Source organism: Nocardia sp. NPDC059691, from assembly GCF_042733915.1.
GTDB classification, from domain to species: Bacteria; Actinomycetota; Actinomycetes; order Mycobacteriales; family Mycobacteriaceae; genus Nocardia; species Nocardia sichangensis.
Genome location: NZ_JBHWFB010000004.1, coordinates 143,927 through 162,776, shown reverse-complemented (window position 1 = coordinate 162,776; position 18,850 = coordinate 143,927). Strand labels below are relative to the sequence as shown.

Annotated in this window: 21 protein-coding genes; 11 read left to right on the top strand and 10 right to left on the bottom strand. The window is 68.1% G+C overall.

The annotated features are described in order from the left end of the window. Positions 1-129 precede the first annotated feature (129 nt). A complete protein-coding gene (locus tag ACFV2O_RS11060; RefSeq protein WP_379251696.1) occupies positions 130-450 on the top strand; it encodes an ArsR/SmtB family transcription factor in 321 nt (106 codons plus the stop codon). Positions 451-480: 30 nt separating this feature from the next. Here the strand turns inward: ACFV2O_RS11060 and ACFV2O_RS11055 are convergent, their stop codons facing one another. Beyond that, a complete protein-coding gene (locus ACFV2O_RS11055; protein ID WP_379251695.1) occupies positions 481-1,467 on the bottom strand; it encodes a glycosyltransferase family 9 protein in 987 nt (328 codons plus the stop codon). Positions 1,468-1,680: 213 nt separating this feature from the next. On the opposite strand from ACFV2O_RS11055, the gene ACFV2O_RS11050 reads away from it, so the two are divergent. Both ACFV2O_RS11050 and ACFV2O_RS11045 read left to right on the top strand, forming a co-directional pair. Then, positions 1,681-2,271: an HdeD family acid-resistance protein gene (locus tag ACFV2O_RS11050; RefSeq protein WP_379251694.1), complete on the top strand. Its 591-nt coding sequence runs from the start codon at positions 1,681-1,683 to the stop codon at positions 2,269-2,271. 173 nt (positions 2,272-2,444) lie between these two features. Then, the gene (locus ACFV2O_RS11045; RefSeq protein WP_355077673.1) at positions 2,445-2,750 is read left to right on the top strand and encodes a hypothetical protein; all 306 of its coding nucleotides are present in this window, start codon (positions 2,445-2,447) and stop codon (positions 2,748-2,750) included. Between the two features lie 108 nt (positions 2,751-2,858). On the opposite strand, the gene ACFV2O_RS11040 is transcribed toward ACFV2O_RS11045, so the two are convergent. Beyond that, positions 2,859-4,694, bottom strand: coding sequence for an ABC transporter ATP-binding protein (locus tag ACFV2O_RS11040; RefSeq protein WP_379251693.1), 1,836 nt, complete (start codon positions 4,692-4,694; stop codon positions 2,859-2,861). Beyond that, the gene (locus ACFV2O_RS11035) at positions 4,691-6,535 is read right to left on the bottom strand and encodes an ABC transporter ATP-binding protein (protein ID WP_379251692.1); all 1,845 of its coding nucleotides are present in this window, start codon (positions 6,533-6,535) and stop codon (positions 4,691-4,693) included. The genes ACFV2O_RS11040 and ACFV2O_RS11035 overlap by 4 nt, the downstream gene beginning before the upstream one ends. Before the next feature lie 1,093 nt (positions 6,536-7,628). On the opposite strand from ACFV2O_RS11035, the gene ACFV2O_RS11030 reads away from it, so the two are divergent. The 5 genes from ACFV2O_RS11030 (at position 7,629) to ACFV2O_RS11010 (ending at position 11,097) form a co-directional block, all read left to right on the top strand. After that, entirely contained in the window at positions 7,629-8,054 is a 426-nt protein-coding gene (locus tag ACFV2O_RS11030) for a DUF4383 domain-containing protein (RefSeq protein WP_379251691.1), read from the top strand. Between the two features lie 338 nt (positions 8,055-8,392). Then, positions 8,393-8,719, top strand: a complete 327-nt coding sequence (locus ACFV2O_RS11025) for a hypothetical protein (protein ID WP_379251690.1) — start codon at positions 8,393-8,395, stop codon at positions 8,717-8,719. 43 nt (positions 8,720-8,762) lie between these two features. Further along, entirely contained in the window at positions 8,763-9,773 is a 1,011-nt protein-coding gene (locus ACFV2O_RS11020; protein WP_379251689.1) for an adenylate/guanylate cyclase domain-containing protein, read from the top strand. A gap of 226 nt (positions 9,774-9,999) precedes the next feature. After that, entirely contained in the window at positions 10,000-10,179 is a 180-nt protein-coding gene (locus tag ACFV2O_RS11015; protein WP_379251688.1) for a hypothetical protein, read from the top strand. Positions 10,180-10,254: 75 nt separating this feature from the next. Beyond that, entirely contained in the window at positions 10,255-11,097 is an 843-nt protein-coding gene (locus ACFV2O_RS11010) for a patatin-like phospholipase family protein (RefSeq protein WP_379251687.1), read from the top strand. Positions 11,098-11,568: 471 nt separating this feature from the next. Here ACFV2O_RS11010 and bfr read toward each other — a convergent pair whose 3' ends face one another. Both bfr and ACFV2O_RS11000 read right to left on the bottom strand, forming a co-directional pair. Then, positions 11,569-12,048, bottom strand: a complete 480-nt coding sequence (gene bfr, locus ACFV2O_RS11005; RefSeq protein ID WP_039801806.1) for a bacterioferritin — start codon at positions 12,046-12,048, stop codon at positions 11,569-11,571. A gap of 58 nt (positions 12,049-12,106) precedes the next feature. Next, positions 12,107-12,298 carry a (2Fe-2S)-binding protein gene (locus tag ACFV2O_RS11000; RefSeq protein ID WP_355080904.1) on the bottom strand — a complete coding sequence of 64 codons (192 nt, stop codon included), beginning with the start codon at positions 12,296-12,298 and terminating at the stop codon, positions 12,107-12,109. A 210-nt stretch (positions 12,299-12,508) separates the two neighbouring features. On the opposite strand from ACFV2O_RS11000, the gene ACFV2O_RS10995 reads away from it, so the two are divergent. Beyond that, the gene (locus tag ACFV2O_RS10995) at positions 12,509-12,898 is read left to right on the top strand and encodes a TetR/AcrR family transcriptional regulator (protein ID WP_379251686.1); all 390 of its coding nucleotides are present in this window, start codon (positions 12,509-12,511) and stop codon (positions 12,896-12,898) included. Between the two features lie 322 nt (positions 12,899-13,220). On the opposite strand, the gene ACFV2O_RS10990 is transcribed toward ACFV2O_RS10995, so the two are convergent. Continuing rightward, complete coding sequence (locus tag ACFV2O_RS10990; RefSeq protein WP_379251685.1) at positions 13,221-14,684, bottom strand: DUF6345 domain-containing protein; 1,464 nt, start codon at positions 14,682-14,684, stop codon at positions 13,221-13,223. Positions 14,685-15,025: 341 nt separating this feature from the next. Between ACFV2O_RS10990 and ACFV2O_RS10985 the strand changes: the two genes are divergently transcribed. Then, positions 15,026-16,621: a GMC oxidoreductase gene (locus ACFV2O_RS10985; RefSeq protein WP_379251684.1), complete on the top strand. Its 1,596-nt coding sequence runs from the start codon at positions 15,026-15,028 to the stop codon at positions 16,619-16,621. A gap of 27 nt (positions 16,622-16,648) precedes the next feature. Here ACFV2O_RS10985 and ACFV2O_RS10980 read toward each other — a convergent pair whose 3' ends face one another. From ACFV2O_RS10980 to ACFV2O_RS10970, 3 genes are all read right to left on the bottom strand, one after another. After that, positions 16,649-16,906, bottom strand: a complete 258-nt coding sequence (locus ACFV2O_RS10980; RefSeq protein ID WP_356962144.1) for a cold shock domain-containing protein — start codon at positions 16,904-16,906, stop codon at positions 16,649-16,651. Positions 16,907-16,929: 23 nt separating this feature from the next. Next, complete coding sequence (locus ACFV2O_RS10975) at positions 16,930-17,088, bottom strand: hypothetical protein (protein ID WP_356962146.1); 159 nt, start codon at positions 17,086-17,088, stop codon at positions 16,930-16,932. Between the two features lie 206 nt (positions 17,089-17,294). Next, positions 17,295-17,714, bottom strand: coding sequence for an HSP20 family small heat-shock protein (locus tag ACFV2O_RS10970; RefSeq protein WP_355080895.1), 420 nt, complete (start codon positions 17,712-17,714; stop codon positions 17,295-17,297). Positions 17,715-17,859: 145 nt separating this feature from the next. Here ACFV2O_RS10970 and ACFV2O_RS10965 point away from each other — a divergent pair, with 145 nt between their 5' ends. Then, positions 17,860-18,237, top strand: coding sequence for a MerR family transcriptional regulator (locus ACFV2O_RS10965; protein ID WP_355080893.1), 378 nt, complete (start codon positions 17,860-17,862; stop codon positions 18,235-18,237). 9 nt (positions 18,238-18,246) lie between these two features. Here the strand turns inward: ACFV2O_RS10965 and ACFV2O_RS10960 are convergent, their stop codons facing one another. Next, positions 18,247-18,666, bottom strand: coding sequence for an ATP-binding protein (locus ACFV2O_RS10960; protein WP_379251683.1), 420 nt, complete (start codon positions 18,664-18,666; stop codon positions 18,247-18,249). Between the last annotated feature and the right edge of the window lie 184 nt (positions 18,667-18,850).

Here is an 18,850-nt window from a genome sequence, read left to right as displayed (position 1 = left end):
CCGCCGGGCAAAAACCCAGCTCGCCGGTCACGGAAAGGTGACGAAAGGCGCCGGATTCCCATGCGAGCTGGGAAGACGATGCCGTGTCGATAGTTGACCAGAGAAAAGCTGGGTGCGCAGACTGTGTGAGTGGCGACTAATGGAGTTCGTGCCCTAACGGCGCTCGCGGACCCGACCCGCCGCGCGATCTTCGAAGCCCTGCCGCAGGCCGCGCGCTCGGTCGGCGAACTCGCTCGAGAACTCGGAGTGACCAGCTCGGCGGTCTCACAGCATCTGCGTGTGCTGCGCGAGGCGCGGTTGGTGATGATGCGGCCGGACGGCAACCGCAGGCTGTATTCCCTCGACCCGCGCGGTCTCGCCGACGCCCGCGATTACCTCGAGCAGTTCTGGCCGAGTGCGATCGCCGCCTATTCCGCGGCCCTCAAAACCGCCGCGACGGCGAACGCTTGACCGCGGCGGTGTGACCGCACCGAACGCCTGTCATCCCACGCGTCGATACGCCGTCTTACGGCGGTCGGTACCCGTGCCGGGCCAATTGCGCTTGCTCAGCTGCTTGTCGACGGCGTTGATCACCTCGGTGACGCCGATCTGCAACAGACCGGGGTCGGGGGTGTCGGCGTCCGGATCGCCGACGTGGCCGGTCCACAGCACGGCGTGCCTGCCGAGCAGGTGTGCGGGCGGGCCCGCCCACCGCGGCGGCGTCGGGCCGAACAACAGGACGGTGCGGGTGCCGAACGCCGTGGCCAGATGCGCCACGCCGGTGTCTCCGCAGATCACCAGGGCGGCCTCGGCGACGGTGGCGGCCAGATCGATGAGGTTCTGCTGCCCGGCGAGCACCCGGCCCACGGGCAGGCCTGCCCGCGCGGCGACGCCCAGCGCGAGTTGGCGTTCGTATTCGTCCCCGGTGAGAACCACCTCTCGCCCGAGGGCGAGCAGGTGCCGGACGACGGCGGCGAACCGGTCCGCCGGCCAGCGGCGAGCCGGTGCGCCCGCGCCGACGTGCACGACCACGCAGTCGCGGCGGCTGGTCGTCGACACCGGCGGAACCAGTCCGAGGTTGCGGCGATCCGCGCCGATGCCGTCGTACTCCAGCAGGTGACACCAGCGGTCCACCTGGTGCATGTCCGGTTCCCACTCCGGGCCGGACAATTCGGGGAACGCGGGATTGCGGAAGGTGAGTATGCGCTCGGCCCGGGTCTTGGACAGCGTGACGATACTTTCGGCGCTCGAGCCGTGCAGGTTGACCGCCAACTCGGGGGGAGGCGCGTCCCAGCGGAAGCCGCTCGGATCGGCGGTCGGCATCAAGGCGTCGACCGAGGCGATCAGGTCGACGATCGGCTTGAGTCGCAGCGGTGCCGCCAAGACGATGCGATCGTGCGGTTTGGCCCGGCGCAGCGCACGTAGAGCCGGGACCGCGGTGAGTAGATCACCCAGCCCACGCGCCTGCAACACGAGCAGAACCGCCACCCTCTTCTCCTAGCCACCCGAGTCTCACCGAACCCCGACCCACCCGTTCAGCCCAGGGGCGCCAACGAAGAGTCACTAAGGCATAACTACCCGGACGTTCGAACAGCGAAACGTGAACACCGCGCAACGTTGTCGCGCCTACCGGAAAACCGCGGGAAATCCCAATCAGCAAATGTCCAGAGAACTCATGTGGAGCGGCTATAGCATCAGTGAATGACGACAAACAGCGTGGTAGAGGGTCCACTGCAGTCTCTTGCCCGCCGTGGGTGGCAAACCATCCTGCTGACCGGCGTTTTCGCGGTGATCCTCGGCATCCTGATCCTGGTCTGGCCCGACATCACTCTGGCGGCGGCGGGCATCGTCTTCGGCATCTACCTGGTGGTCACCGGCTTCCTGCAGCTGGTCGCGGCCTTCGCCGCACCGGCGAGCACCGGCCTGCGGGTGCTGGCGTTCATCATCGGCGTGGTGTCCATCGTGATCGGCGTGTTCTGCTTCCGCGACGAACTGGCCTCGTTGCTGCTGCTCGGGTTGTGGATCGGCATCGGCTGGCTGTTTCGCGGGATCGCGCTGCTGGTGGCCGGCATCTCCGAGCCGGAGATGCCGGGACGCTGGTGGCAGGTGTTTTTCGGGGTCGTCACCGCGGCGGCCGGTGTCGTGCTGATCGTCTGGCCGGTGCAGTCGGTGGCCACGCTGGCCCTCCTGGCCGGAGTGTGGCTGATCATCATCGGCCTCGTGGAGATCATCGTGGCGTTCGGGGTGCGCCGGGAGGTCAAGGCCCTTCGCGCCGAGGGCGCTGTCGCCTGATCACGAATCCGCTCGGCGGGGCGCCACCGGTGCCCGGCCGGGCGGTGCCGTGTCTGCCGTGCGTCTGACCAGCACGGTTCCGTCCTGCTGGAACTCGTGACAGAATCACAGGCGCATTTTCACCAGACGTCGGCTTCGGGGTTGGTCGACATCGAAAAGAACTGGAGGCACGAATGATTCGTACTGCTGGGTTTGTCGGTGCGCTGGCCCTGGCGGGGGCCGCGGCGATGCTGTCGGCGGGGACGGCGCAGGCCGCGGTCGGCACGCTGGGGATCAACGGCGAACTGCACGCGGATCCGGTGGGCTGCCTGAACACCGACGGACTTTTCTACACCACGTTCCAGATCACCGTCGTCAACAGCACCGATCGTGCCGTCACGCTGTACTCCGGAAGGGACTGCACCGGTTCCGTGGTCGGCGAGCTGCCCGTGGAGAAGATCGGGTATCTGCCCAAGGGCGGCAGCGTCTCCGTCAGCTGAGCCGCTCGTCGCAATGGCGGCCGAGGTGTGGCGTCACCCATCGCACGAACTTCGCCGGTGTGGTGCGACCGCCTCGGCCGTTTTCGTGATCGCCTGCCGCGCCCCGGATCACCCGCCGACGTCGGTGGGAATCCGTTGCGAGGGCGACACGGTGTCGCGTGCCCACACCGCGTGGAGGCGCGCGTAACGCCCGCCGCGTTCGATCAGTTCGGTGTGGGTGCCGTCCTCGGTGATCCGGCCCTCGTGGAAGAGCAGCACCCGATCGGCGGTCTCGGCTGTGTGCATCCGATGCGCGATCGTGAGGGTGGTGCGGCCGTGGGTGAGGCGCGCCAGCGCGTGTTGCACCCGCACGTCGGTGCCTGCGTCGACGCCGCTGGTGGCCTCGTCGAGGACGAGCAGATCCGGATCGACCAGTGCGGTCCTGGCCAAGGCCACGAGCTGGCGTTCACCCGCCGACAAGGCCTCGCCGCGCTGGCCGACCGGAGTCTCCAGTCCCTGCGGCAGAGTCCGCACCCAATCCCGCAACCCGAGCCGGGCCAGTACGCCGAGCACGGCGTCGCGGGAATCGCCCGCGCGACCGAGCGCGATGTTCTCGCCGACGGTGCGATCGAAGAGGAAGGCGTCCTGCGGGACGATCGCGACCCGCCGGGTGAGTGCTTCGTCGGCGATCTCGGTGAGGTCGACACCCCACAGGGTGAGCGCGCCGCTGGTCGGCAGCAGCTGCCGGGTCACGAGTTTCGCGAAAGTGCTCTTGCCGGAGCCGGTCTCGCCGACGACGGCGACGTGCTCGCCGGGCGCGATACGCACGTCCAGGCCGCGTAACGCGGGCCGGTCGGGGGAGTAGTGGAAGCCGACGCCGCGCAGTTCCACGGTAGCCGGGCCGGATGGCAGCGTTGTGCGCCGAGCCGCCGTGGATTCCTCGGGGATGTCCAGGATTTCGACCACGCGCCGCAGGCCGGCCTCGGCATTGCGGGCGTCGGCGAGGCTGCTGACGGCGAACTGCATGGGTCGGACGAAGAAGGTCACCAGGAACAGGAAGGCGACGATGTCGCCCGCGCTGAGCCCGAGCTCCGGTCCCAGCACGCCCATTCCGGCCGCGGTGCCCGCCACCACGACCGAGGTGGTGATGAGCCCGCTGGCGACCTCGCCGATGGAGACGTTGAATCCCATCGGCCACAGGGTTCGCCGCTGGGCGTCGAAAACGGCGTCGATCTGCGCGTCGGCGCGGGCGCGCATCCGTTCCTCGATGCCGTAACCGCGGATGGTGTCGATGCCGACAAGCACTTCCAGCAGGCCGCCGTAGAGTTCGCCGATGCTTCGGCGCACGGCATCGAAGCGGCGCGCCACCCATTGCTGCAAGGTGTGGCCCGCGACCGGGACGCCGATGCCGATCAATAGCACGAGCAGCGCGAGCGGCCACGAGTAGACCAGCATCACCACGAGCGCCAGCAGCATCTGAGAGATGTTCTGCACCAGTGTGATTCCGCCGGACTGGGCGTACAGCGTGACCACGTCGACGTCGTTGGTGACGCGCGCGACGAGAGCGCCGGCGGAATCCGCGCGGGGATCGGCGGGGGAAAGGCGCAGGATGCGGGCGAAGGCGGCCACCCGCAGATCCAGCAGTGCCTGCTCGACGGTGCGGATGACCCGGTGGTTCATCAACGCGGAAGCGAGCATCGCCAGCAGTACCGCGAGTACTCCGGCGAACACGGCGCCGGTCACGACGCGTGCGCGGGTGGCCTGGTCGATCGCACCGAGCAGCGCGTGGTCGAGGGCGTATTGGATGGTGACGGGGATGACGATCCGGCCGGAGGCCGCGACGACGGCCAGTAGCAAGATCACCGCCAGAGCGCGGCGGGACAGCACGGTGTCGCGGCGCACCCGGCGCAGTAGACCGGTGGTTCGGTAGTCGGGTCCGGTCGGCTCGGTTGGACTCGTGTTCACCACGCCGGCTCCATGGCGTCGGTCTGATCGGACGCGTGGTATGCACCGAGCAGCGCGCGATACGCCGGTTCGGTAGCGAGAAGGTCCTCGTGCCGTCCCTGCGCGACGATGCGCCCACCGGCGAGGAAAACCACGGTGTCGGCGAGACCGACCGTCGCGGCGCGATGCCCGACCAGCACCACCGTGGTGCGGCGGTCGTCGCCCGCGTACTCGGCGCGCAGCGCCTCCACCACGGTCCGCTCCACCAGGGGGTCCAGCGCGGAGGTGGCGTCGTCGAGCAGGAGCAGGCCGGGGCGGCGGAAGACGGCGCGCGCCAGCGCCAACCGCTGACGTTGACCACCGGAGAGTTGCACGGTTTCGCTGAGGTAGGTGTCCAGGCCGTCGGGGAGGCGGCCGACGAACCCCGCGGCGTCGGCGATGCGCAGCGCGCGCTCGATCTCTTCGTCCGAGGCCGCGGCGCCGAGGGTGATGTTGGCGCGAGCGGTGTCGGCGAACAAGAAGGCGTTCTGGGTGACCAGCGCGGTCCGGCGGCGCACCGCGTCCGGTGCGAGGAGCCGGGTGTCGACCCCGGTGAGCGCGACTGCGCCCCGGTCGGCCTCGAGCAGATGCGCCAGCAGCGCCAGCAGCGTGCTCTTGCCCGCGCCGGTCGCGCCGACCACCGCCAGTACGGCGCCGGGACGTACCCGTACGGTCAGGTCGCGCACCGCGCGGGTGTCGCCGGTGTAGCCGTAACCGGCTCCGGCGAGCTGCACGGCGACGCCGCGATCGTGCGCGCCGAGTGGGAGCTGCCCGTGCGCCGGGCGGTCGGCGGCGGTCAGCACGTGGTCGACTCGGGTCTGCCCCGCCACGCCCAGCGGTAGCACGCCGAGGAAGCGGGCGATGACGTTGAGCGGAATCGCGGTGGTGATGAGCAGGTAGATCACCTCCACCAGGGCGCCGACGCCGAGCAGACCGGCGTCGACCCGTGCCACGCCGACGGCCAGGATGGCCAGCGCCGCCAGGGGCGGCATCAGCTCGATCGCGGGGTCGAAGACGGCGCTCGCGTTGCCCATGCGCCGGTTCGCCGCGCGGGAGGCGTCGGCGGCCGCCGCGAAACGATCGATTTCCCGCTCGCCGATGCCGAGGGTGCGCACCACCTGCCGTCCGGCGATGGCCTCGTGCGCGAGCCCGCTGACCAGTGCTCGCTGCTGCTGAGCCGCCCGGGCCCGCGGTGCGAGCACCCGTTGGTAAAGCAGATTCGCGGCCAGCACCAGCGGGATGAGCACCAGCGCGATCAGAGCGAGCCAGAGGTCGGCGAGCGCGATGTCGACCATGACCAACAGCAGCATGGCGGTCATACCGACCGCGAAAGGGAAGTGCTGCATGGGATCCCAGGCCGTCTCCACGTCGGAGATCGCGCGGGAGACCAGTTGCCCGGCCGGCCTGCGGCGATGCCAGGCGATGCCGAGCCGCAGGTATTGCGCGACCACGGCTTTGCGGGTCTGGGCCTCGTTACGGAATTGCACCGTGCCGGTCGCCACACCGCGCAGGATGATCGTCGCGATGCGCAGCAGCGAGACCGCCAGCACGAAGGCCGCACCGGTCGCGGCGGCGCCCGCCAGGAAACGGCCCTCGGCGAAGCTCGCGACCACCACGTGCTCCGTACTCCATCCGACGGCTCTCGCGGCGAGCACCATGCAGCACGCGTTCACCAGGCCGGAGCCGATCGCGACCGCGGCGGCGCCCGGTGCCCGCCCGCACCCGCGCAGCATGATCGCCAGCCCGCTGCGCAGGGTGCGGGGGTCCTGCCCGGCCTCGCTGTCGGCGGCCGCGGCGAGCAGTGCGCCTCTCCCGTAGCTCATGACCCCGGACACCGGAATGTCCGGGCTGATCCATTCGCCACCACGCCTCCAACCGCCTGCCCGCCCTGGACAACCGTGCCTCGGATCGTGAATCGGCGGCAATGGACTCGATCAGCGTGATCGGAAATTGCGGGGACGACGATGCTTCCCGGCAAAAGTTCGGTGGTGGTGCGGACGATCTTGCCGCCGCTGCGATCCCGATCCGGGGAAGGCTACGACCGCACCTTCGTGCGAACAGAATGCGCCCGAGAGATTCCGAGTATGCCGCTGATGACGGAAGGTGCTAGAGCGAGCAATGCGGCCGCAAACGCGTCTCCGGCGACAGCGGCCTGCGCATCGTCGCTACCGCGCCCGTGCACTCGTCCGGGTATCCCTCTCGCGGGCCGGACGTCGCGTTCACCGTGTGCGCGGCCACTCGCCCTGGTTCTGCACAGTGGACTCCGAGGTCACCGACACCGGAACCGGCATAGCGGCGGCCGAGCGGCGACGCCCCCGCGGATCCCACGCCATCGCCGACGCCGCTCCTCCCAGCAGAACGACCACGATCATCGTCACAACACACCAGACCAACACGGTCCTTGCCTCCCTGGCATCACCATCCGGTTGACAGACTGCGTCGGCTTACCAAGGCGGACAGTTGTTTTCGAGTCGCCGACAGTATTCACCGACCGGATGGCGCGCGCGAGTCCGCGGTGCGGGGCCGATGCCTCCGCAATCGTGTCCGAAAGCCGCGACCTATCCCGCCGCGAACGGAATAACCAGCGCGAACGCCGATGTTTTCGCCGCCGTGGCTTTCGGCGCGCCGATCGGAGGAGATGCGAATCACGAAAGTGCCTCTGTCGCTCGGTATGTGGGTGGCGTCTCAGCGCGACCATGTCTCGCTCGTTCGCCGCGATGGGCGGTGCGCGGACTCGGCCGCTCGCTGCGGGACGATGTCGTCCCGCCGGGCTGGGCTGTCGTTGTTTGCCTCGTTGTCGCCCGGGTAGCACGGTGGGGACGGAGGTCCACCCACACCGAAAGGGCTGGTTCGGCGATGTCCAATTCCACACCGGGCGCGACAACGGATCGGCGGTCTCCTCTTCAGGTCGCCGCCATGGCGGTAGGAGCCACGTTCCTCCTGGTCGGGATCCTGGGGTTCATTCCGGGGATCACGACCGATTACGGCGAACTCGATTGGGCGGGACATCACTCGCAGGCCCAATTGCTCGGTCTGTTCAGCGTGTCGGTGCTGCACAACGCGGTCCATCTGGCTTTCGGCCTCGCCGGAGTGCTGGCCGCCCGCACCGCGCCGTCGGCGCGCGCGTTCCTCCTCGGCGGCGGCGCCCTCTATCTCGTGCTGTGGCTGTACGGACTCGTCGTGAACCCCGGCAGCGACGCGAACTTCGTGCCGCTCGATACGGCCGACAATTGGCTGCATTTCGTGCTCGGCGCGGGCATGATCGCCCTCGGTGCGGTCTTGGCGCGGCGGCCCCTGACCCAGGCGCCCGGCGCGGGCAGGCAGACCGGAATTCTGGAATAGCCGACGCATCGGCCGCGTCGTCCACGGGAATGGACCGCCGGTTCGAAGGCTGTGTCCCGACACCACCCCGTGTCCGGTCTGTTACCGAAAAGTGTTGTGGTCCAACAAATCCCATTGCCAGGCGGCGCAACCGGCGCAGCTCGCCCTTCGGCGGTACGCTCGGTGCGGGCGATGCCGGAAAGCCGCTTTGTCGAACGCCTCACATGTTGACATCGACTGCTGTTGACAACATATGATGTCAATAACTTGCTCAGCCTGCAATTCGATGCGCCGACACCGCGCGAGCCGCAGGAGTGCAGGCGCTTCGACTACTTCGGCAACGCGGCAAGGGAGTACCGATGAGGGCCAAACCACCCGCACTGGGATATCTCCGCAAGGACGTCTCGGGTGTGTCCCAGGATTGGGACGAAGCGCAGATGCGGAGTCTGGCCAAACGCCTGGGTTACGAGTTGTGTAAGACGGTGACCTTCGGCGCCGGCACCGACGCACCGGTGGATCGCCTCGTCGACGTCGTCCGCACCTTCGGCGTCGACGCCGTGATCGCACCGGGTCTGCAGCACTTCGGCAATGCGGTGCCGGGCGAACTCGTCGAGGTTTGCGACCTGATCACCGTGACGCCCCAGCAGACGTACTCCCGTTCGGCGCTGTCGCGAATCTGGGCATGAATCATCGGGCGCCGGTCGCCGCCGCATGTGCTGTACTGGCGGGGTGATCGAATCCGGTGAGGTGACCGACGTGGTCGACGCTGTGGTCGAGCAGTCGTTGCTCGGCGGCCCACGACGGTACACGCGCGCCCAGGTGGCCGAGCTTTCCGGAGTGTCTGTCGAACGTGCCAAGAAGCTGTGGGTTGCGCTCGGCTTCCCCGCCACGGCGAGTGACGACGACGTGGTGTTCACCGATGCCGACATCGCCGCGGTGCGCCACTTCACCGCGATGGACCCGGTCGCGGGGGCGAGCGAGCAGAGTCAGATCGCCGCCGCCCGCAGTGTCGGTCAGGCGATGGCGCGACTGGCCGAGTGGCAGGCGGATCTGATCGCCCGTGAGATCGGCAGCCGCATCGCCGCCGAAGGCGGGCAGTCGATGTCCGAATCGAACCGCCAGGCCACTGCCCGGACCATCGCGGTGCTCACCGATCTGCAGCAGTACGCGTGGCAACGACATCTCGCCGCGGCGCTGAGCCGCTCACTCGAATCCGATGGCGCCACACGCCAACTGCTCGTCGGCTTCGCCGATATGGTCGGCTACACCCGGCTCTCCCGTCACCTCGACCTCGACGAGTTGACGGATCTGCTGGAAACATTCGAGACCACCACCACCGAAGCGGTCACCGCCCACGGCGGCTGGGTGATCAAGAACGTGGGCGACGAGGTGATGTTCGCCGCCGAGAATCCCCGCGACGGTGCGCGAATCGCCCTGGCAATGCACGCGGCGGTCGCCCGAGCGGCGCAAACCGTTCCGGAAATGCCCCAGATCCGGGTGGGCCTGGCGTACGGGCCCGTCCTCACCCGCTTCGGCGACCTCTACGGCACGGTGGTCAACGTCGCCGCTCGGCTCACCGGCGTGGCCCGCCCTGGGACCGTCCTCCTCGACGACGGCGCCGCCGCGGCTCTGGACGACGACGAGCAATTCCTCTTGCGCCATCTGCGCAGCGTGCGGGTCAAGGGATTCTCACGGTTGCGTTCCCATGTGTTGCGAGAGCGCCAGCGCAAACAAGGCTGACCGGCTACCGCCCCGTGGCGAGATGATGTGGAGCTTCTATGAAAAGAACTGTCACCGCACTCGCGCGGCTCGGGGTCGCCGGGATTCCGGTGCCGGCCTTCGTGGCGGTCGCCGGTTCGGGCCCGGCTCAGGCGACGCCGCGGGATTGCGTCGTCGAGCGGGATCTGTTCAGCGCTTCGGCGGTCTGCCAACCCGACGAGCTCGAGGGAGCCGAAAACGTCTTGCCGTGGAATGCGAAGGCATCTACGGCTCGGGGCCGTTCCCGCTGTACGCGGTCGGTTCCTACGTCCAGCTCAGTTATCCCTTCACGCCGAACGGGCAGCGTACGACGACAGGGTGCATGAACTGGGGTCCCGGTCTTGTCGGGGTGGTCGGCAACGCCGTCGTGGAGATCTATCACCGTTGAGAGATCGCGAGCCAGGTCGACGAGTCGGCCGAATGAGCAAGCGGTCGGCCGGGCCGGTGCGGATAGGCTGGCGTCATGTCGGACACGGTGTCATCCAAGGGTTTCTCGGTCGCGCTGGTGCTGGGCGGGGGTGGTCCGGTCGGTCTGACGTGGTTGGCGGGACTGGCCACGGGGCTGCGGGACAACGGTATCGACTTGACGCTGGCCGACCGGTTCGTGGGGACCTCCGCCGGCTCGGTGGTCGGTGCGGTCCTGGCCGACGGTGGCGATCCGGCGCGCTTGTTGCGGCCGCCGTCCACGTCGGCGGCGCCGGTGCGGGCGGATCCGGCGCGAATCGCGGAGATATTCGCCGTGCTGCGCGCCCCCGGCCAGGACCCGGCCCAGGCGCGCCGCCGGGCGGGGGAGCTGGCGCTGGCCGCGCAGGCCGGTGATCCGGACGAGCACATCGCGCGCATCGGCGGGCTGGCCGGTGTGGCGCAGTGGCCGACGCGCGATCTCGTCGTGACCGCGATCGACATCACCACCGGTGAATTGCGGGCATGGACCAAGGACGGCGCGGCGTCGTTGCCCGAAGCGCTGGCGTCCAGCACGGCGGTGCCCGGTGTCTTCCCGCCGATCCCGATCGACGGCCGCCACTACTTCGACGGCGGGTTGCGCTCGCCGGTCAACGCGGACCTGGCCGCGGGCGCGGATGTCGTGGTGATCCTCGAACCCTTGGCGCACATGTTCCCCCGCATCCCCAGCGATCGCGAGTTGGGCTCGGCGACAGAGGTTTCCATTGTCCCCGACGAGGAAGGCGTCGCCGCGTTCGGAATCGACGTGTTCGACTCGGCGGCGCTTGCTCCCGCGTATGCGGCGGGCGTGCGGCAGTCTGCCGATGCCGCGCTGCTGCTGAAGGACGTCTGGCCCGAAGGCTGACCGAGCCGTGGCGACCGCCGGCCGATCGGGCGGGCGTGTCCCGTCGCTCCACGCCCGGCGCCGCTGTGGACTGGAGACGCCGGTCCCTCTAAGCCCACTGGGACAAAGGATTCCGCACGGTGCACGGCATCCTGTCGCACGGATTCCCGAACCACTTCGCCCCGTCCACCACCGTGTCGATCCCGGCGCCGCGCACCGAAACGATCCGCCCCACACCGGTTTTGGAGACCAGAACGGTTCCGTCCGGGCCAAAGGCGACACCCATCGGAGCGTGCAGCCCGGCGGCCGGCGTTTCGACCTGACGGGACCGGATGGCCGGCACCCGGCCCACGCCGAGTTCCGCGCTCGATCGGTCCCTGTTCGGTACGCCCGCCGACCGCCGGAGGCGGCTGGCCCGGCGATACGCCTCGGCGTGACGAGCGCCGGAGCGTAACGCCGGTCGGCCGCTCCGAGGCGCACCGCGAGTGCAGATCAGTCGTCCGGAGTCTCGGTGAAGCGCTGGAGGTACAGCGGCTCGCCGAGTTTCTCCACCAGATCGAGTTCGGTTTCCAGGTAGTCGACGTGCTGTTCTTCGTCTTCCAGGATCTGCTCGAAGATACGAGCGGAGGTCACGTCGCCGCGTGAACGCATCAACTCGATGCCACGGCGCAGCCGTTCGACCGCTTCCATCTCGATCTGCAGGTCGGCCCGCAGCTGCTCGGGCACGCTCTGCCCGATGCGCAGCGGGTTGAGCTTCTGGTAGTTCGGCAGGCCCTCCAGGAAGAGGATCCGGTCGGTGAGGATCTCGGCATGTTTCATCTCATCGATGGACTCGTGCCGGGTGTGCCGGGCCAGCTTGGTAAAGCCCCAGTTCTCCTGCATCTTGGCGTGCAGGAAGTACTGGTTGATCGCCGTGAGTTCGGCCGTCAGCTGCTCGTTGAGCAACGCAACGATGTCCTTGTCGCCGTCCATAGCAGCGATCGTGGCACAAAATGCGCGCAGCTGCGGACAGACCGCCTGGTGTGTCGGCTCAGGCGGCCGAGGGCTGCGCTCCGGTGGATGCCCGCGCGCGGCCGATCACCTCGGCCAACCGCGCCGTGCAGCTGCCGCAACCGGGCTTCCATCCGCAGGCGTTCTTCACCTGGCGGATGCTGTCGGCGCCCGCCGAAACGCAGGTGTGCACGTCACCTTCGGACACCGCGTTACAGATGCAGACATACATGAAGCCTCACAACCAGGTCACTTTATCACTGAGGTTAGCCTCGACTAACGAGGTAAGCCTCCCCTAATGTATAGCAGCTCGGAGCAGCGGTGTGAAGTCCGGTGCCGACGCGAATCGCGGCGCATCGGATAGGGCCGCTAGCCGGCCAGTCGCTTCGCGGCCAGCTGCCGCAACTCGCTGGACTTGATCTTGGCGCTGCCGGTGAGCGCGATGTCCTTCACCCGGATCGCCCGGCGGACGTTGGCCGAACGCGGCGCCGACTACGCGGTGGTGCGCAAATTGGTGGACGCCGCGCTGACGGTGATCAGCGCGGCCGGTACCACCGGACGTCCACGGGTATCGGACATCGTGGCCGCCGCCGGGCTGTCCAACGACGCGTTCTATCGGCATTTCCCGTCCAAGGACGCGCTGGTGGCCGCCCTGCTGGAGGACGGAGCGGAGCGGTTGACCGGCTGTGTGGCCCACCCGATGGCCAAGGAAGCCGACCCGCGTGCGCGCGTGCGGCGCTGGGTCGCGGCGATCCTGCCGCAGGCCGAAGAGCGGACCGCTGCCGCGACACTGGCCGTGCTCTGGAAAGCCGTTGGGCCGGGTCTGGGTTGACGGCCGGACCTGGCGTGGTGGACACCGCGCCTGCCGGGCTACTGCGCGACACGCTCGCGGAATTGGTAAGCGCCGCACCGGATTACGACGCGACGCTCACGCGATTACCGGCACGCTCGCCGAGCGGTTGCGCCGACGCGGCGAGCCCGCTCCCGGCGACGTCGAGCGCATCACGGCCTTCTGCCTGCGCGCCCTGACTCCGCCGGGTCCGGGATGAATCCGCGCCTGTCGACGTAGGTGCGGGTGGGCGCGGTTCGTTCTGGTCGACAAACCATCCAGGGCTGAGACCGGAATGCGCGGGGAAGAGGGCGCCGGGCCCGGCTCAGACGGTGATCTCGACGACGTCGCGGATCCGGAAGCGGTCACTGGAGGTGATCTCGACCGCCTGCCGGGCGACCACGACCGCGGCGTCGCGATCGAAGCGGTAGCCGACCTCGAGCGAATCGGGCACGACGCTAGAGCGCGCGCCGTCGCGCAGGCATTCGGCTCGCGCGCTGGTCGCCGCGTCCAGAGCCGCCATGGCGTCGAAATCGTCGCCCGATGGCGGGCGGGTCTCGTCGGCGCCCGCGATCGGGACTGTCGTGTCCGATATCGAGCAGAGCCGACCGGCCGGGTCGAGCGTCACGCTCAGTTGACCATCGCCGCCTGCCACCGCGGCGACGCCGTCGTAGACCTGGCGGTAGTGCAGGGTGTAGTCGGCCACCGATGCCGCTACCTCGTCGCCGTCGCGGCTGCCACCGCCGTGGAAGGTGGCCGACATGCCGGCCAACGCCAGGTCGTGGCCGAGGTCGAGCTGCCGGACCGCGCGATCGGCGATATCCCGAACCTCCTGTGGTGCGATGCTGTCGGCGGTGCGGTCCGGCTCGGCGTAGAACACGTGGTACGCGCCGTCCGGATGCATGACCAGCCGCGGTTCGAATTCGACCGGGGCAGAATATTCCTCGGCTGTCGGTGACGCAGGCGAGGCGAGCACGGACCGCAGACCGAACCGTTCGGCGAGTTCGGCGGCGGTAGCCGCGTCGGCGCGACGGCGCGACAAGCGCAGCGCCCGCGGCCGGCGAGGAACGTGAATGCCGAGGTCGACCTCGATGGGGACTTGGCCGGCCCATCGCCACCAGTACCAATTGTCCGACACCGGCTCGCCGAAGAAGAGACGCTCGTTCCACAGCCGGTCCTGTGCTTCCCGGTCGGTGGCGCCACATGCCGCCGAGGACACCCGGTGATCGTTGTGGAAGATCGACAGCGCCGCGTCCTGCCAGGCCTGGCTGAACGACTTGCCGGTGTTCCACTCCTTGAAGAACCGCGTCCCCTGCTGATCGGTGTCGAAGGTGAGGCTGTCGAACCCGAACAGCATCCGCGCGCCCAGGTTCGGCGTATGCCAGGTACGAAATGGGCTGTGCCCGTCGTGCATTCGCAACGACTCGCATCCGTGGAGGAACAAGTAGCGCAACCGCTGGTCACCGAAACTCATCCGATCCGACCACGCGTAGATGGTGTCGTCCCAGGTCCGGCCCATCGCGGTGAGGAACACGCCGTCGTCCATGGTCGTGCTGTGCGCGTAGTGGTAGAAGACCTTCACCGAGTCCATGCCGAGGCGGTCCTGCCAGTTGTCGTACTCCTTGTCGTAGCGCCATTCCCGGACGTCGTCGTCCTTGGCGTGGAAATTGATCGTGTTGAACTTCGCGACGTAGTCGAGGAAGCCGTTGACGCAGGCGTGCGGGTGACTCAGTGGGGCGTCCTGCGGGTAGACCTGAACCGACGCGCCGGCGTAGATGTTGTCTGACATGGCTGAATGGTCGCGGGCGTCGGCCATCGGAGCACGGGTAGCCGACTACTCGATTCGCGCGGGTCATCGCCCGTTTTCGACCCGGTTGAACGGAACGTCGCGATTAGTTCTCCGAGTACGTCGAGGACCGCAGGGGGAACCCGATATCCAGCGGTGCCTGCGCGAGGACCGCAGCCGCATCCGGAACTTCATCGAGCACCCGACCACCTCCGATGCGATTGTGACCTCTGCTACAGATCAGGCCACTACCGGACATGCATGTCCGGTTATATTACTGTCCCGTAGCGGCCATGGTGGGCCGCGCGAGATCCGAGCTCGCGTCTGATCTTCGAGGGTGTGTGATGTCAGCAATTTCGCGCCGGTCACTGTTGACCGGAGCAGCCGCGGCGGGCGGTCTCGTGATCGCCTCCCGCTACGCGAACACGACGAGTCCGATCGCCGCGCGGGTGAACAGCGTTCCGCTCACCCGCGAGGAGCATCGTGTGGTCGTCATCGGATCGGGGTTCGGCGGTGGTGTCACCGCCCTGCGCCTGGCCGAGGCCGGAGTTCGGGTCCTGGTGCTCGAACGTGGTCTGCGCTGGCGGACGGGCCCGAACGCGGAGACCTTCCCGCGCGCTTCGGCGCTGGACAAGCGGGTGCTCTGGTACAAGTCCAGCCCCGTATTGTTCGGCAAGCCGATGGTCTTCGAGCCGTACACCGGACTCGTCGAGGCGGTGCCCGGTACCAATATGACCGCGCTGTGCGCGGCGGGCGTGGGCGGGGGATCGCTGGTCTATCAAGGGATGTCCCTGCAACCGACGCGGGAGGTGTTCGATACCCACTTCCCCGAGGCCTTGGACTGGGCGACGATGGATAGGGTGCACTACCCGCGGGTGGCACGCATGCTCGGCTTGGCCGTCGCCCCGGACGAGTTGATCGCCAGTCCCAACTACGCGGCCGCGCGGGCCTTCGCCGACCGTGTGCGCCGCGCCGGGCTTCCGCTGTCGAAGATCCCGATGCCCATCGACTGGAACTTCGCCCTGGCCGAACTGCGGGGCGAGATGAAGCCCTCCTACACCAACGGCGACGGCGCCATGGGGGTGAACAACGGTGGCAAGCATTCGGTCGACGTCACCTACATCGCCGCCGCCGAGGCGACCGGCCTGGTGACGGTCGAGCCGCTGCACCAGGTCACCGATGTCGAGCGTGCCGCCGACGGCAAGTGGATCGTCCACGTCGAGCGCCTGGACACCAGTGGCGCCGTGCTGGAGAACAAGATCATCACCGCAGGTGCGCTGGTGCTGGCTGCCGGAAGCCTCAACACCACAAGACTGCTGGTGCGCGCCTCGGCGAAAGGCTTGATCCCCGATATGCCCGACGGACTCGGCCAAGGCTGGGGCACCAACGCCGACCGCATCTACCTGTGGACCGATCCGACCGCGAGTTTCGGTGCGGAGCAGGGCGGTCCAGTGGTCTACGGCAGCAAGAACTGGTCCGACCCGCACTCCGCTCACACCCTGATCCAGGCGTCCATCCCGCCCATGGGCGCCGATGCCGACAGCACCATGATGGTCGGGTACGGCGTCAGCGACGGTCGTGGGCACTTCGTCTACGACGCGGCCCGCGGCGACGCGATTCTGCAGTGGCCGCAGGACGGTGACAGCTACATCCAGGACAACTACATCGGTCCCGCGGCCCACCGGATCGCCGGTCCGGCAGGCATTCTCACCGACACCAACCTGCTGTTCCCGTCGACCTGGCACCCCTTGGGGGGTGCGAGTATGGGAGCCGTCTGCGATCTGGAGGGCCGGGTGCACGGCCAGCGGGGCCTGTACGTGCTCGACGGTGCTCTTATGCCCGGGAACACCGCGGCGTGCAACCCGTCGATGACGATTGCCGCTGTTGCCGAGCGCGCTTTGGACACCTTGGTGGCCGATGACGTCGGCACGGTCATCTGACCGTTGCCGCCGGGCCCAGGGCCGTGGTCAAGCGTCGGGCAGCACCGGGCGCACCGCCGTGGCCTCGGGGCCGCGCTTGCGCATGGCGGCGGTGAACACCACGGGCTGACCCGCGTACAGCGCTTTGTATCCCGTGGTCTCGATGCTGGTGTACTCGACGAAAACCGGCGTGGGATCGTCTTCGGGCTGTAGAAACCCGAAGCCCTTCTCGATGTTGAACCAGACCACCGTGCCGCGGCGCCAGTATTCCGCCGCGGCACGGGGGCGGTAGGGCTGTTCGGTCACGAAAGTCAAGGATAGAGGCCGGATCACGCGGCGCTGCGGCGCACCGGATCGGAATGCATGATCCGCCGCCACCAAGCGTCCAGCGGACTCGGGTCGGGCCAGACGATCGCGGCGTCGGAGGAAATCCCGGCTCCGGCCTCGGTCGCGGTGAGCATGGGGTCGGGTGGATCGGTGGCTGCCATAATCGGATGCTCCATCAAGTACGCTCCGTTCGCACGAAACAACCTGTGCGACAACATCTTCCATATTCCGGCGAGAGGCGGGCCCGGTATTCCGGGCCCGCCCGAAAAAGCGGGAATGACACTCTTCGCAGATTGATTCCGATATCACTGGCTGCGACATCACCTCGCTTTCGATTGTGCGGGAATCTCGCGGTCTACGCGGCTTCTCAGACGTCGATCGCCTTGTGCCCGTTACCGCGGCCGATTTCGATCTTGCGTGGCTTGGCCTTCTCTGCCACGGGAATCGTGAGGCGGAGAACGCCGTCGGTGTAGTCGGCGCGAATCTTGTCGGTGTCGAGGTTCTCGCCCAGGAACAGCTGACGGCTGAACACGCCGCGAGAGCGTTCCGCGGCGATCATCTCCCGGCCCGAGTCCAGTTCGGGACGACGCGCGCGTACCGTCACCACATTGCGCTCGATGTCCAGGTCCAGGGATTCGGGATCGATACCCGGCAGGTCGAACTCCACGACGAACTCCTCGCCGGCGCGCCAGGCATCCATCGGCATCACCGCGGGGTGCGCCTTCGTGCCGAACACCTGCTGCGTCAGACGGTCCAGATCGCGGAACGGATCGGTGCGCATCAGCATGGTCGCCACCTCCAACTCACTCCATTCTCCATAGTAGGGGCCAGATAACCTCTGTTGTCTGGCATAGATTTTTTGTACCACCAGAGAAAGTTGAGCGCAAGGCGCTAAACTAGGAAATCTGTCGGCCGAAGTGAAGTGAGGATGGATGGCGCAGGAGAGGGGCGACTCGGTGCATCTGCCGGATCCCGACCGAGCGGTGTACGGGATTTCGGTCGCTGCCGAACTGGCTGGAATCGGGGTGCAGACGCTCCGGCTCTACGAGCGTCACGGATTGCTGACCCCTGCGCGCAGCGACGGGGGCACCCGCCGCTACAGCGGCGACGATCTGGCCCGGCTGCGGCGAATCACCGACTTGGTCGCCACGGGAGCGAACCTGGCCGGCATCCGCCGCATTCTCGACTTGGAGGACGCGAACGCCGACCTGCACGCGGACAACGACCGGCTGCACGCGGACAACGACCGGTTGCAGGCCGACAACGTCCGTCTGCGGGACGCGCGGAACCATCCGCCCGGTGGCGCGTAGGTTCCGGGACTACGCCGAAAAAGGTGTGCGCAGATCGACCACCGTGCCGGTATCGCCGGCAGTCACGGTGACCTCTGGAATGAGTGCGCGGATCAGTGGCATGCCCCGGCCCCGCAGCGAATCGGTTTGCGGATCGGGCTGTTTCCATCGGCCGCTGTCGGAAATGGTCACCCGGAGTTCGTCGCCGTCGAGCGACGCGCGCAAGCGGACCACGCCGCCGTCGCCCTGATGGCCGTGCTCGACGGCGTTGGTACACGCCTCACCGACGGCGAGCAGCACGTCGTAGGCCGGGGCCGCGGCCATGCCGCACTGGGTGAGCCAATCCTGCAAGGTATGCCGGACGGTAGCCAACTGCACCGCCTCGGCGGGGAAGTCCAGCTCCAGCGGCGTCACGGCGTTGGGTAGGGGAACCCGCTCGCCCGCGCTCACGAGCGCGTACCAGCCGCCGGGATCGCAGTGTGTCTGTCGCGGGCCGGTTTTCCCGTCGTCGTGCCTTGCCGATAGCGTCGATGCGCCGTCACCTCGTTACCTCCCTATCGGGGATCGGTGCGCTGTACTCGCCACGCCGAGCACGTGGACCCCCGTCGAGCTCGGCTGTCGTGTTCGCCGTGGA

Excerpts from the sequence above, each read along its gene's own strand:
- ACFV2O_RS10985 (WP_379251684.1), top strand. The coding sequence starts at position 15,026 with ATGTCAGCAATTTCGCGCCGGTCACTGTTGACCGGAGCAGCCGCGGCG.
- ACFV2O_RS10965 (WP_355080893.1), top strand. The coding sequence starts at position 17,860 with ATGGCGCAGGAGAGGGGCGACTCGGTGCATCTGCCGGATCCCGACCGA.
- ACFV2O_RS11010 (WP_379251687.1), top strand. The coding sequence starts at position 10,255 with ATGTCGGACACGGTGTCATCCAAGGGTTTCTCGGTCGCGCTGGTGCTG.
- ACFV2O_RS11030 (WP_379251691.1), top strand. The coding sequence starts at position 7,629 with ATGGCGGTAGGAGCCACGTTCCTCCTGGTCGGGATCCTGGGGTTCATT.
- ACFV2O_RS11025 (WP_379251690.1), top strand. The coding sequence starts at position 8,393 with ATGAGGGCCAAACCACCCGCACTGGGATATCTCCGCAAGGACGTCTCG.
- bfr (WP_039801806.1), bottom strand. The coding sequence starts at position 12,048 with ATGGACGGCGACAAGGACATCGTTGCGTTGCTCAACGAGCAGCTGACG.
- ACFV2O_RS11045 (WP_355077673.1), top strand. The coding sequence starts at position 2,445 with ATGATTCGTACTGCTGGGTTTGTCGGTGCGCTGGCCCTGGCGGGGGCC.
- ACFV2O_RS10995 (WP_379251686.1), top strand. The coding sequence starts at position 12,509 with ATGTCCTTCACCCGGATCGCCCGGCGGACGTTGGCCGAACGCGGCGCC.
- ACFV2O_RS10970 (WP_355080895.1), bottom strand. The coding sequence starts at position 17,714 with ATGCTGATGCGCACCGATCCGTTCCGCGATCTGGACCGTCTGACGCAG.
- ACFV2O_RS11050 (WP_379251694.1), top strand. The coding sequence starts at position 1,681 with ATGACGACAAACAGCGTGGTAGAGGGTCCACTGCAGTCTCTTGCCCGC.
- ACFV2O_RS11000 (WP_355080904.1), bottom strand. The coding sequence starts at position 12,298 with ATGTATGTCTGCATCTGTAACGCGGTGTCCGAAGGTGACGTGCACACC.
- ACFV2O_RS11035 (WP_379251692.1), bottom strand. The coding sequence starts at position 6,535 with ATGAGCTACGGGAGAGGCGCACTGCTCGCCGCGGCCGCCGACAGCGAG.
- ACFV2O_RS10990 (WP_379251685.1), bottom strand. The coding sequence starts at position 14,684 with ATGTCAGACAACATCTACGCCGGCGCGTCGGTTCAGGTCTACCCGCAG.
- ACFV2O_RS10975 (WP_356962146.1), bottom strand. The coding sequence starts at position 17,088 with ATGGCAGCCACCGATCCACCCGACCCCATGCTCACCGCGACCGAGGCC.